Source organism: Lactococcus sp. S47 (assembly GCF_016517475.1).
GTDB lineage: Bacteria > Bacillota > Bacilli > Lactobacillales > Streptococcaceae > Lactococcus > Lactococcus lactis.
Genome location: NZ_JACVUB010000004.1, coordinates 188,914 through 201,069 on the forward strand (window position 1 = coordinate 188,914; position 12,156 = coordinate 201,069).

A 12,156-nucleotide genomic window follows, 5' to 3' on the forward strand; every position below is an offset into this window, starting at 1 on the left:
GACAGACATTTTTAATTAGCCAAGTTTAGCAGCAAGACGTGCTTTATCACGTGATGCTTTGTTAGCATGGATAAGGCCTTTTGAAGCAGCTTTATCAATTGATGAAGAAGCAGCTCTGTAAAGTTCTTCAGTAGGTGCAGCTTCAAATTTTTTGATAAGAGTGCGCATTGCAGATTTTTGTTGTGCGTTGCGTTCGTTTGCTACTTTATTCAATTCAGCACGTTTGATTGCAGATTTAATGTTTGCCATTTTTTGTCTCCTTTTATTACTTTTCATAGAAAAGCGGTTGATGTGATGTCCCAGGTGGGCACACTACACCCTCCAAGATTTTTCTAATACCTATCAATTATACAGGAAATTTGAGTTTTTGTAAACTATCGGCCTTACTTTTTTAGAAAAAATAGAAAAAATATTTTTTACTAAAATAATAAATAAATAAAAATGGAAATCAAGTAAAATAGCAAATTTTCAAAATTTTACAAGCATTAAAAATAAATTTCTAAGCATTTAAAAAGAAAAATTTAATCTAAAAACTAAGTAAATCGTATTGACAAAGAGAATTATCGTGTTATAATCAAGTCATGAATTTAGAAGAAAAGCCGTGGTTTAACGACGCAGAATATATGAGTTATGTCGGTCATCTATTAGAAATGGATGAGCTTAAAAAGCTTGATGGGATTACACATCACTATACTTCAACACGCTTGCAACATTGCTTAAGAGTAAGTTATGTCAGCTATCTCATTGCGAAAAAACGTGGCCTCAATGCTAAAGCTACAGCTAGAGCTGGACTTTTGCATGACCTTTTCTATTATGATTGGCGCAATACAAAATTTGCTAAGAGCCATGCCTATGTGCATCCTCATATCGCCTACCGTAATGCGCGCAAACTGACAACCTTGTCAGCTCTTGAAAAAGACATAATCATCAAACATATGTTCGGTGCGACAATCAATCCGCCACGCTATAAAGAAAGTTGGATTGTTACTGCTGTTGATAAATATGTAGCTACCCTTGAAGGGTCAGTTAACCTCAAGTACAAATGGAATCGCCGTAAGCATTTTAAACGTTTACCTTATTTCAGTATTGATTAAAAAAGTAAAAAATAAAACCTATCCATTGATAGGTTTTTTATTTAGAAATAAGTCTGTCAGTAAAATAAAGCAAGTCTTGTCAGAGATTTTTCATAATATGATAAAATTAGTATGTAAGCAATAAATTCCATTGCACTAAAATAAGGAGGTATTTTATGAAAAATGTAAAAGTATTTTATAATGAAAAATCTGGTAATAATGATGAAGACAAAGTTTTGAAAACAATTAAGGACTTTTTTGCAAGACCAGAAAATTCAGCCTCTAAACTTGAATTTATCAATCCAGAAAGCCCAGAGGATGCAATCCGTCTTGCTAAAAAAGCCAGTCAAGACCAAACAGACCTTGTGGTTGCTTTAGGTGGCGATGGAACCATCAATAAAATTTGTGGAGGAGTATTTGAAGGAGGAGCAAAACCGATTCTAGGCATTGTTCCTAATGGTACGGTTAATAATTTATCAAAATCACTTCATATTCCGCAAAAATTAGAAGAAGCACTTAATAATTTAAGTCAAGGCAAAATTCAAAAATTTGATATTGCCAAAGTCAATAATGATTATATGACATCAAGTTTAACATTAGGGATTTTAGCAGATATTGCCCAAAATGTCAGCGGCTCTGAGAAGAAAAAATTTGGACCTTTAGCTTATCTAAAAGATGCTTATAAAGTTATTCGCTATAATAAAACCTATCGAATTAAAGTAAAATATAATGGTAAAACCAAGTCATTAAGAACGAAACTATTATTGATTACAATGACAGATACAATTGGTGGAATGCAAGCTTTGGCCCCCAAAGCTAAAGTTGATGACGGACTTATCCGTGTTTATTCATTAAAAGAAATCAATTTATTTAATATCCTTTTTCATTTGAACAAACTTCGTCGAGGAAAATTTGATGATTTTCTTGAAATGACTCATTTTGATACTGACCATTTAGAGATTCTCACACATTCAAAGAAAAAGAAAGATAATCCATATTCAAGAATTGATGGGGATAAAAGTGATCCGCTTCCATTAGATATCAAGGTTTATCGAAAAGCACTGACAACCCTTGTTCCTAAAAGTGAATAAAAGGCTGTCAGTAAATAATAGAAATAAAAAATCAGACCTAAGACTGATGACAAAAAGCCCAATTTTTGGTAAAATAGTCTTAGAATTAAATTAAAAAGGGAGGCCAAATATAATGAAAAATATGAATGATAATGATGTTATCTTTGACCAAAGAAGCGATGGATTGAATGCATTTTTCAGTAAAATTTATGCATTAATGGGTGTAGGAGTATTGATTTCTGCAGTTGTTTCTTGGATAATGATTACATTTTTCGCAGATAATATGGTAGCAATGTTAGACAGAGGAGGCTTTGGATTCTTACTCTTATGGTTGGTTCCATTGTTCTTAGTATTTCCAATGCAACGAGCAGCACTCAAAAATTCTCCAGCAGCATTACCGCTCTTTATTGGCTTTGCAGCATTCTTTGGATTCTTGCTTAGCTTTACATTGATTATGTATACGGCAACTAATATTACTCTTGCCTTTGTTACAGCAGCAGCGATGTTCTTAGGATTGTCAATTTATGGTCGAGTGACAAAACGCAATCTCTCTGCAATGGGTAAAGTAATGGGTGTTGCTGTTTGGGGCTTGATTGTGGCAACACTTCTCAACTGGTTCTTTGCAAGCACAGGCTTGATGTTCCTAACAAGTATTGCCGGTGTTGTTATCTTCTCTGGATTGATTGCATGGGATAATCAAAAAATTGTTAACGTTTATAATGCAAATAACGGTCAAGTAAATGACGGTTGGGCAATCTCGATGGCTTTGTCACTTTACTTAGACTTCTTAAACTTATTCCTCTTCCTGCTCCGTATCTTCGGTATCGCAGGTGGAAATCGTGATTAAGAAAAAATTACTGACAACACATCTGTCAGTAAAAATAATAAAAAAACTCTGCTGTCAGCAGAGTTTTTTCCTTTCATAAATCTTTGACAATCACATAATTAATTTCCAAAGGACCATGAAGTCCAACCACAAGTTGCATCTCAATATCACCAGAATTTGAGGGGCCAGAAATAAAATGAAGGGTTGACCCAGGCTTCTTATGTTCATCAAACCAAGCCGCAGCTTGGGTAGAACGAGGAACCATACGACTTAGTGGAATTACAGAAATATAATGAGTGGGTAAGAAGTGTAAAGAACGCCCTTGGCCAGCTTCTGATTCGACTACAATCGTTGCTGATTCAGCGAGGAAAAATTTAGGAACAGCCACGACAACATTAGAATTTTGAGCAGCATTAATATTTTCATCACGATTTTCTTTACCAATTTTCCACTTCACCAATTGGTCTGAAATAACATTCACTCCTAATTTTTCAAATTCATCTGTTGAAGGAATCATGACTTGTCCGCCACCAGATTTTTCAATTAATTGGCGAATCACTTCATTCATTTCAAAAGAAGAGGTTTCGATTAAATTAGCAGAAACTCGGCTGGCTTGCTCCTTAGCAATATCCAATAATTCCTCAGTAGTTAAATGAGCCAAATGTGTCTCAGGCAAATCTGAAATTGGAACATAAGGTTCAAATGGAAGTTCTACACCCCCACGTTTTTCAAATAAAGTTTCTAAAAATTTACTTCGATTTTCAATAGTTCCTGTCATATTTATTTACCTGCCTTATGTTTTTTATACCACTGACGAAATTGTTCTTTATGTGGCGGAGCAATTGGCAAATCTCGGACATCTGTCCAACCTTTAGCTAGAGCAGGAGCTTTTCTAACGGCGCCATAGTTAAATAAAGAACCCTCAACGCTGACCTCCTTAGCTTTGGGTAACATATTAAGACCAGTGTGAGCCATATTTATTGCCATCCCAAATAGTGCTGGGCTACTTGTTCCTTTCCCAATCGTATTCATTTCAAAATTGACAAAAGAGCCATCATGATGCATTGAAAGATCATCTTCCATCACTTTGCGATGTTCAATTAAAAGTTCATGCAAAGGAATTTTTACCGGACAAGTTTCAGTACATGCCCCACATAAGGTTGAAGCATAAGGTAAATCACCATATTGTTCATAACCTCCTAAAACGGGAGAGAGAACTGAACCGATTGGTCCAGGATAAATCGAACCATAAGCATGTCCACCAATTTGACGATAAACTGGGCAAACATTCAGACAAGCACCACAACGAATACATTGTAAAACAGCTTCAAAAGCAGTTCCAATCGCATTTGAGCGTCCATTATCAACAATGACTACATGGAAATCTTCAGGACCATCAGATTCGTCGTCGGCCTGCTGACCAGCAAAAGTGACATAAGTTGTCAGTTTTTGACCAACGGCAGAACGAGCGAGCATATTATCTAAAATTTCAGCTTCTTTGATTGATGGAACAATTCGTTCCATTCCCATCAGAACAATTTGTGTCTTAGGAATTGAAATTGTTAAATCAGCATTTCCTTCATTGGTAGATAAATTAATGTCACCAGTGTTGGCAATGGCAAAGTTACAACCGGTAATTCCGACTTCAGATTTTAAGAAAAGCTTACGCATGGTATCCCTAGCACAGCGAGCCAAATTAACTGGATTATTATCACCTTCATAGCCTAATTTTTTAGCAAATATTTCACGAATTTGATCACGATTTTTGTGCAAGGCTGGAAAAACAATATGTGAAGGCTCATCCCAATCAGCAACTTGTAAAATAAATTCAGCCAAGTCTGTTTCCAAAATATCCATATCATCAGAAAGCGAAACGAGCATTGGATCAATGTCAACTTCCGTGGTCACCATTGATTTTGATTTGACAATCTTTTTCGCGTTTTTTTCAAGAACAATCCGTTTAACATAATCATTGGCTTCTTTAGCATCAGCCGCAAAGAAGACATGACCGCCACGAGCCGCAACATTATCTGAAAACTCTGTCAGATAATGGGGCAAATATTTTAAAGTATGTTGACGAATGGATTCAGCAATATCACGCCATTCTTGCCAATTTCCAAGCTCATCACGCGCAGATTCTCTTTTCTCCCATTGGGCATCCTGCGCTTTGGCTACCGCAGCTTTAGCAAACTGGTCTTTTTTACTCTCTTCTAAACGTTCAGCGAAAGTTTTTGTACTTGTAGAAAGTCCCATTTTCTCCCCCTATGCTTTGATAAATGCTGGGTTTTTCACAGCATCTATTCTTTCTAAATCGACATTTGTGTTTAAAATTTCAGCAATATGCATCACTCTTATTTTTTTACCTTCGCGATTCAATTTTCCACCAATATTCATCAAGCAGCCTAAGTCAGCAGAAATTAAGATTTCAGCACCAGTTGATAGAATATCGTTTGTTTTTTCAGTGACCATCATCTCTGAAATCTCAGGAGATTTAACTGAAAAAGTTCCGCCAAAGCCACAACAATTTTCCAAATGAGGAAGAGGAAGAACTTCAAGCCCTTTGACATTATCCAATAAAATGAATGGAGCTTCTCGTTCACCTAGAATTCTAGTCATGTGGCAAGAACGATGATAAGTTGCTTTTTCACCATTAAATGTGGCACCAAGATCTTCAAGACCTAAAACCCGATAAAGAAATTGGGTGAATTCATAGGATTTATTTGCTAAATCAATTGCTTTTTGCTTATAAGGGTCACCTTCATCGAACATATGGGGATATTCTGTAAACATCCCTGAGCAAGAACCAGCAATCCCAACGACATAATCAGAAGATTCAAAAGCATCAATCTGATTTTTGATTGTTGGCATGGATTCTTTAACTAACCCTGAGTTATAAGTCGGTTGTCCACAACAAATTTGTTCTTCTGGCAAATCTGTTTCAATCCCCAAACGTTCAAGGACTTCAACCATGGCAATTCCAACTTGTGGAAACATCAGGTCCATCACACAAGTGGAGAATATTGAAACTTTCATAAGCACTCCTTAGTATTTTGAAATCTTTGTTAAAAACTAGACATCTCCTAGAGATGTATGCTCTTTCATTATAAGCCGATTTATTTACATTTTCAAAAAAAGGAGCTGTCAAAAGAATTTGACAGACTGTCATTTAAAAATTATTTTGTAAAAATAAAAATACCAATCATCGATTGATATTTATTTATTCGGGGTTAAAAAAAGTTTTTCAAGCTGTCTAGCTACACCATCCTCATCATTTGTCCAAGGAAGAATTTCACTGGCATAAGGAGTGAGTCTAGCAGAGGCATTTTTCATAGCATAAGCATTGGGAGCTAATTTAAACATTTCAATATCATTATGTTCATCTCCAAAAGCAATAAGATTCTCTAAAGGAATATCAAGAACTTTAAGTAGATGATTAAGACCAGAAGCTTTGGAAATTCCTTTAGGAACAACTTCTAATATGCCATTCGGTCCACCCCAAACGCCGACATCAATCTTGCCATTATAATGACGTTTCATTTCCTCTGCCAATGCTAATTTATCTTTTTGGCGAGTGGAAAGGAGTACTGCATGAGGATTTTCAGTAACTCGGTCTGCACGAAGTCGATTATAGGGTTGAAATTTTTCTACACCAAAGAGCTTGGGCTCGACATTACGGAAAGTGTTTAGAAAGAACTTTCGACGATATTCAACGGCAAAGAAATGGAGATTAAAATTTTGTTGGTGCCTCAAAAGGTCAAAAATGAAGGAACGATCAATATAATAAGATTTTGTATGTTCCCAGTTTTTATCATTAGGCATTGAAATCAAAGCCCCATTAAAATTAATGACTGGACTTGTTAACTCAAGCTCACGATAGACATCTAAAGACATTCTAAAAGGGCGTCCGGTTGTGATACAGATAATATGTCCGAGTGATTCTACCTGTTTAAAAATATATTTGGTATAACGGCTGATTGAACGTCCATCAGACTGCAAAGTAGTACCATCTAAATCAATTGCAATCAGTTTACGTTCTTTGTAGTTCTCCATTCAAACTCCCCTTATTCTAAAATTTATTTGTCAATTCATTCATTATATCATAGTTAGAAGAAGGAGCGGAACTCTACCATATTCTACGAACAAGAAAGTACTTTTTAAAAAACTTGTTCGTCATTACCGAACAATTAAAGGATTTAGGGTAGTTTTTATGCTAAATTTCTTGTTTCCTTAACTAAAACTGATTAGAATAATAATATAATGTTTTTTATTTTATGACGTGTTTGCTTAAAAAGCAAAGACAACTTTTTATCAAAGGGTTGAAATTTTAATCACAGACCCTAAAAGGAGAAATTATTCGTGAACAAGTTCTTTAAACTTGAAGAAAACGGCACAACAGTTGGCCGTGAAATAATGGCTGGTTTGACTACATTCTTTGCTATGAGTTATATCCTCTTTGTTAACCCACAAGTTTTGGGTACAACAGGAATGCCTGTCCAAGCAGTTTTCTTAGCAACTATTTTGGCCTCTATTGTTGGGACACTTGCAATTGCCTTAATCGCTAATGTTCCCTACGCTTTGGCACCCGGAATGGGTCTAAATGCATTCTTTGCTTACACTGTTGTATTATCGCTTGGTTATACTTGGCAAGAAGCTTTGGCAATGGTCTTCATTTGTGGGATTATCAATATTATTATTACTTTTACTTCCATTCGTAAAGCAATTATTCTTGGAATTCCTGAAAGTTTACAACACGCAATTGGTGGTGGTATCGGTATTTTCATTGCCTATATTGGGATTAAAAATGCAGGAATTTTGCGTTTTATCGCTGACCCAGGAACTTATGTGAACAACCATGGAACTATTACAGCAAATTCATCAATTGTTCCAGAACTTGTAACTTTTAATAACCCAGGCGTATTAGTCGCACTTGTTGGGATTGTAGTGACAATGTTCTTTGTTATTCGTCAATGGCGTGCAGGAATTTTACTTTCAATCTTAGTAACAACTATCTTAGCTCTTTTGACTGGTGTAGTTAAAGTTGATGTGAATACTTTATTTGCTGAAAACAACTTAGGAACAGCTATCAATCAAATGGGAACAACCTTTGGTGCTGCTTTTGGTCCAAAAGGTTTTGGCTCTTTATTCTCAGACTCATCACGTTATATTGAAGTTTTGATGACAGTCCTTGCTTTCTCATTGACATCTATCTTTGACCCAATTGGTACCTTTATTGGAACAGGTCGCGCAACAGGAATCTTTACAGATGAAGATTTGAAAGATATGGAAACAAGTCATGGTTTCTCTTCTAAAATGGATAAAGCTTTGTTTGCTGACATGATTGCCACTCCAATCGGAGCAATTTTCGGAACATCAAATACAACTGTTTATGTGGAATCTGCAGCCGGAATTGGTGCAGGGGGACGTACTGGTCTTGCATCTGTGGTAACAGCAATTATGTTTGCTATCTCAAGTTTATTCTTACCACTTCTTGCAATTGTTCCAACACAAGCAACTGCACCAATCTTGATTATTGTTGGGATGATGATGCTTGGTTCATTTAAAGAAATTAAATGGGGTGATTTGACTGAAGCAATTCCTGCTTTCTTTGCCTCAGTATTTATGGGACTTGCTTACTCAATCTCTTATGGGATTGCAGCTGGTTTCATCACTTACATTCTGGTCAAACTGTTCACAGGAAAAGTGAAAGAAGTAAAACCTGTCATTTGGGTTGTTGCACTTTTATTCTTGATTAACTTCGCTGTTTTGGCAGTACTTTAAAAAATTAAGATTCGTCAGTAAATGACGGGTCTTTTTTACTCACAGCTTTAGTCGCAAGCCAATGAAACAAATATAATGCATATCTAAAGATAAAAAAATTACTGCTTTGGCTAATTTATGCTAAAATCAAATGAAAGAGTATTGAATGTAAAAAATGTGAGTAATCTAAAGAAATATGTGAGAAGCAAAGCATGAAAAAAAATATTTCTCTTATTGTGAGTTTTATTGGTGTATTTATAATTGGTGTTATTATTGGGCGGTTTATTTTAGCTCCCCACCCACCTTTAGCGGATGATAATCGTCCAGTCTATCCTACTATTTATATTACAGGTTCTGATGGCAAAGCATCAACTATGAATACTATGGTTAATGATGTAACTTCTGATCGAGATACTCGGGCTAGAAAGGGACTGACAATCGTCGTTGATACAGATAATAATTATTCACTTAAAGTGACTGGTAAAATTGATAAGCATAATACATATCCAACGATAGAAGTGGGAATGGTCAAAGGGACCAATAATTCTTTGAAGTACGAGGGTTCTTTAAAAGCGATTATGTCTTATCTTGGTAAGCATTATAATATTCCTTATGCGAATGTTTTAGGATATTCTGCAGGAGGTTCAGGTGTTTACCGTTATTTAATTGAATATGGATATGACCGTAGCCTTCCTCCAATAAAAAAATGGGTCTCTCTTGATGGTCAATTTAATGCCAGTACTCCACAACCGGATCAAACGCTAGCCCAAGTTTTGACGGATGGTCCTAAAGTTAAGACGAAATATTATGATTATTGGTTGCAAAATTATGAACGAGTTGATAAAAGTATTCAAGCGGTGTTGCTTGCGGGAGATTACGATAGTGAAAAGCAAACCGATGGTACAGTTCCTTGGGCGGATAGTTTTTCAATCTATCGTTTACTGATGAAAAATGGAAATTCTGTAGTTCATTATCTTATTAAAGGCAAAGATACATCACATGCTGAAATGCCTCATAATAAACAAGCAATCAATTATATTAAAGTGTTCTTTTATGAGTAAAAAGAACGTTAAAAAATTTTAAATTGAAATGACTTTTCATAAAGGTCATTTTTTATTATTAAATCTAGGCTAAATACAAGATATAGTTTACAAAATTTATTCAAAAGAAGACTTGGCGCAATTGATTGACAGTTTGCTTCAAGTCAAGGTATAATAACAGCATGGATATAAAGAATGGTTTATTTATTATTGGGGTAATCCCAACAATACTTTTTGCAGTATTGACGTTTATTTTTTGGTGGAAAATTAGAAAACTGAAGGATTTAAGGACGTTACGATTGGGGCGTTTATCATTTTTTGCTTTGCTCTTTTTGTGGATTACAATTAATGGAATTATTGGTTCAGGATTAGTATTAACCGAATTGCATCAAAATGTACTTTTATTATTACTTATTGCTGAAGCAGTTGTGATGTTCTTAATCATACCAATGATAATCGGTATTATTGTACCTATAAGTATCGTTGTGTTAACAATAAAGATGTGGCGCAGAGAATCAAAATCGATAGGGAATCTTTTATTGCCTATTGTTGTGTTGACCTTCTTAGTAGTTGACTGGATTCATCTTTCAATGGGCAGATTACCGGATAGTTGGATTTGGTTAAAAATATTAGGAATGGTTTATCCCATTCTTTCAATTTATCTTGCTTGGCAGTTTGGAATTTTCTTTTTATCAAGTTGGGTCTATGGTCGGCGTGTTCGAAAACAAAGAGCAAATTACTATGTTGTCCTAGGCGCAGGGTTAATTCAGGGAGAACATGTGGGTAAATTGTTAGGAAATCGAATTTTGGCAGCGGTCAAAGCTGTCCGCGATAATGAAACAATTTTAGTTTTTTCAGGTGGACAAGGTCCTGATGAGAAAGTTTCTGAAGCTAGAGCTATGCAACGGTATGCGGTTGAAGTTCTTGGTTTTCCGATTGAGCGGACAATGCTTGAAGATCAATCAAGAACAACTTACGAAAACCTGGTTTTTTCTTCTCAATTGATTAGGGAAAAATTTCTATTCTTCACTTCTGATTACCATGTTTTTCGAGCAGCTCTTTTTGCAGCAATGTTAAAACTTGAAGCTCAAGGTGGGAAGGGTGGAAAGACAGCTATGTATTATCGTGTTCCAGCTTTTATTCGTGAATTTATTGCTGTTTTAAATTATGAAAAGAAAAAACATATGATACGAGTAGGAATCATTGTGGCTATCTTTTTGAGTATTGCTATTGTTTCACAAATTGGCTATTTTTGGAATCAAAGATAATAAAAAGTTACTGACAACTTTCTGTCAGTAACTTTTTTGGTTACAAATAAATACTTTTTTCGTATAGTAAGATATGTTGACAGCAATTGATGAAAATGGACAAGTAGTAAACTTATTAGAAATAGAAGTAAAAGAACTGACAGGAAAATATTTTTGTCCTTCTTGTAAATCAGAGTTATTTATAAAAAATGGTGAAATAAAGATGCCTCACTTTGCTCATAAATCTCTCAAAGCTTGCGACTTATGGCTTGAAAACGAATCTGAACAACATTTAGGATTAAAAAAAGCACTCTATCAATGGTTTAAAAAAACTGATAAGGTGGAAATTGAAGCTTATCTTCCTGAATTTAAGCAGAGGCCAGATTTATTGGTAAATGATAAAATAGCTATTGAAATTCAATGTTCTCATCTTTCTATGAAACGTTTAAAAGAAAGGACAGAGAATTATCAAGTCCACGGTTTTACGGTACTTTGGCTTATGGGGCAAGATTTATGGTTAAAAGACCAAATAACAGAACTTCAAAAAAATCTAGTCTATTTTTCAGAAAATAGAGGTTTCTATTATTGGGAGTTAGATTTCAAAGCTCAGAAGATGAGATTAAAATCCTTGATTCATGAAGATTTGCGTGGAAAAATTATTTATTTACAAGAAGAAATTCCTTTTGGGAAAGGACGACTTATTGAGCAATTACGACTGCCTTTTTTATCACAAAAGTTACTGACAATACCACTTATTGTTGATCTTAAACTAGCAGAATTTATTCGTCGGCAACTTTATTATTGTTCACCAAAATGGTTGAAACTTCAGGAAAAATATTACCAAAGAGGTGAAAATTTGTTGAATTTGACTTTTGAACGTTCATTTATTGCTCCTTTGGGATTGAACTTACTTGAAGTTTTTGATGATAAAATTCCTTTACATAAATTTACTCAAATTAAGCATAATATTAATCTCTATTATGAAAACTTTTTAATAAATTTTCAGCAAAATAGCTTTAAGGAAGTCTATCCTCCCCGTTTCTATGCTATAATGAAAAAGCAGAAGAAGGATATGAATGAATGAAATTCTGCTAATAAGTTTTTAATGTGAATAAAAATTAATTTGAGTAAAAAGGAGTGATC

The 12,156-nt window shown here is 34.8% G+C and carries 12 protein-coding genes; 7 read left to right on the forward strand and 5 right to left on the reverse strand.

Annotated elements, in window-relative coordinates:
• Positions 1-15 precede the first annotated feature (15 nt).
• On the reverse strand, positions 16-249 hold the full coding sequence (gene rpsT / locus IAE52_RS05890) for a 30S ribosomal protein S20 (protein WP_010906113.1): 234 nt from the start codon (positions 247-249) through the stop codon (positions 16-18).
• A 332-nt stretch (positions 250-581) separates the two neighbouring features.
• Between rpsT and IAE52_RS05895 the strand changes: the two genes are divergently transcribed.
• The 3 genes from IAE52_RS05895 to IAE52_RS05905 all read left to right on the forward strand — a co-directional run bounded on the left by IAE52_RS05895 (position 582) and on the right by IAE52_RS05905 (position 2,990).
• On the forward strand, positions 582-1,094 hold the full coding sequence (locus tag IAE52_RS05895) for an HD domain-containing protein (RefSeq protein WP_003132795.1): 513 nt from the start codon (positions 582-584) through the stop codon (positions 1,092-1,094).
• Positions 1,095-1,249: 155 nt separating this feature from the next.
• Positions 1,250-2,164: a diacylglycerol kinase family protein gene (locus IAE52_RS05900; RefSeq protein WP_015426912.1), complete on the forward strand. Its 915-nt coding sequence runs from the start codon at positions 1,250-1,252 to the stop codon at positions 2,162-2,164.
• 112 nt (positions 2,165-2,276) lie between these two features.
• Positions 2,277-2,990, forward strand: coding sequence for a Bax inhibitor-1/YccA family protein (locus IAE52_RS05905; protein WP_017864892.1), 714 nt, complete (start codon positions 2,277-2,279; stop codon positions 2,988-2,990).
• A 73-nt stretch (positions 2,991-3,063) separates the two neighbouring features.
• Here IAE52_RS05905 and IAE52_RS05910 read toward each other — a convergent pair whose 3' ends face one another.
• The 4 genes from IAE52_RS05910 to IAE52_RS05925 all read right to left on the reverse strand — a co-directional run bounded on the left by IAE52_RS05910 (position 3,064) and on the right by IAE52_RS05925 (position 7,019).
• Positions 3,064-3,747: a lactate utilization protein C gene (locus IAE52_RS05910; protein WP_003130398.1), complete on the reverse strand. Its 684-nt coding sequence runs from the start codon at positions 3,745-3,747 to the stop codon at positions 3,064-3,066.
• A gap of 2 nt (positions 3,748-3,749) precedes the next feature.
• Entirely contained in the window at positions 3,750-5,222 is a 1,473-nt protein-coding gene (locus IAE52_RS05915) for a LutB/LldF family L-lactate oxidation iron-sulfur protein (protein WP_003130400.1), read from the reverse strand.
• 9 nt (positions 5,223-5,231) lie between these two features.
• The gene (locus IAE52_RS05920; protein ID WP_012898315.1) at positions 5,232-6,002 is read right to left on the reverse strand and encodes a (Fe-S)-binding protein; all 771 of its coding nucleotides are present in this window, start codon (positions 6,000-6,002) and stop codon (positions 5,232-5,234) included.
• 180 nt (positions 6,003-6,182) lie between these two features.
• The gene (locus tag IAE52_RS05925; protein ID WP_003130402.1) at positions 6,183-7,019 is read right to left on the reverse strand and encodes a Cof-type HAD-IIB family hydrolase; all 837 of its coding nucleotides are present in this window, start codon (positions 7,017-7,019) and stop codon (positions 6,183-6,185) included.
• A gap of 306 nt (positions 7,020-7,325) precedes the next feature.
• Here IAE52_RS05925 and IAE52_RS05930 point away from each other — a divergent pair, with 306 nt between their 5' ends.
• The 4 genes from IAE52_RS05930 (at position 7,326) to IAE52_RS05945 (ending at position 12,097) form a co-directional block, all read left to right on the forward strand.
• The gene (locus tag IAE52_RS05930; RefSeq protein ID WP_109991119.1) at positions 7,326-8,747 is read left to right on the forward strand and encodes an NCS2 family permease; all 1,422 of its coding nucleotides are present in this window, start codon (positions 7,326-7,328) and stop codon (positions 8,745-8,747) included.
• A 191-nt stretch (positions 8,748-8,938) separates the two neighbouring features.
• The gene (locus IAE52_RS05935; protein ID WP_010906111.1) at positions 8,939-9,787 is read left to right on the forward strand and encodes an alpha/beta hydrolase; all 849 of its coding nucleotides are present in this window, start codon (positions 8,939-8,941) and stop codon (positions 9,785-9,787) included.
• A 161-nt stretch (positions 9,788-9,948) separates the two neighbouring features.
• Positions 9,949-11,034, forward strand: coding sequence for a YdcF family protein (locus tag IAE52_RS05940; RefSeq protein WP_012898312.1), 1,086 nt, complete (start codon positions 9,949-9,951; stop codon positions 11,032-11,034).
• Positions 11,035-11,107: 73 nt separating this feature from the next.
• Entirely contained in the window at positions 11,108-12,097 is a 990-nt protein-coding gene (locus IAE52_RS05945) for a competence protein CoiA (RefSeq protein ID WP_109991118.1), read from the forward strand.
• Positions 12,098-12,156: the final 59 nt, after the last annotated feature.

Coding starts and splice junctions, on each gene's coding strand:
- rpsT (WP_010906113.1), bottom strand. CDS start 249: ATGGCAAACATTAAATCTGCAATCAAACGTGCTGAATTGAATAAAGTA.
- IAE52_RS05895 (WP_003132795.1), top strand. CDS start 582: ATGAATTTAGAAGAAAAGCCGTGGTTTAACGACGCAGAATATATGAGT.
- IAE52_RS05900 (WP_015426912.1), top strand. CDS start 1,250: ATGAAAAATGTAAAAGTATTTTATAATGAAAAATCTGGTAATAATGAT.
- IAE52_RS05905 (WP_017864892.1), top strand. CDS start 2,277: ATGAAAAATATGAATGATAATGATGTTATCTTTGACCAAAGAAGCGAT.
- IAE52_RS05910 (WP_003130398.1), bottom strand. CDS start 3,747: ATGACAGGAACTATTGAAAATCGAAGTAAATTTTTAGAAACTTTATTT.
- IAE52_RS05915 (WP_003130400.1), bottom strand. CDS start 5,222: ATGGGACTTTCTACAAGTACAAAAACTTTCGCTGAACGTTTAGAAGAG.
- IAE52_RS05920 (WP_012898315.1), bottom strand. CDS start 6,002: ATGAAAGTTTCAATATTCTCCACTTGTGTGATGGACCTGATGTTTCCA.
- IAE52_RS05925 (WP_003130402.1), bottom strand. CDS start 7,019: ATGGAGAACTACAAAGAACGTAAACTGATTGCAATTGATTTAGATGGT.
- IAE52_RS05935 (WP_010906111.1), top strand. CDS start 8,939: ATGAAAAAAAATATTTCTCTTATTGTGAGTTTTATTGGTGTATTTATA.
- IAE52_RS05940 (WP_012898312.1), top strand. CDS start 9,949: ATGGATATAAAGAATGGTTTATTTATTATTGGGGTAATCCCAACAATA.
- IAE52_RS05945 (WP_109991118.1), top strand. CDS start 11,108: ATGTTGACAGCAATTGATGAAAATGGACAAGTAGTAAACTTATTAGAA.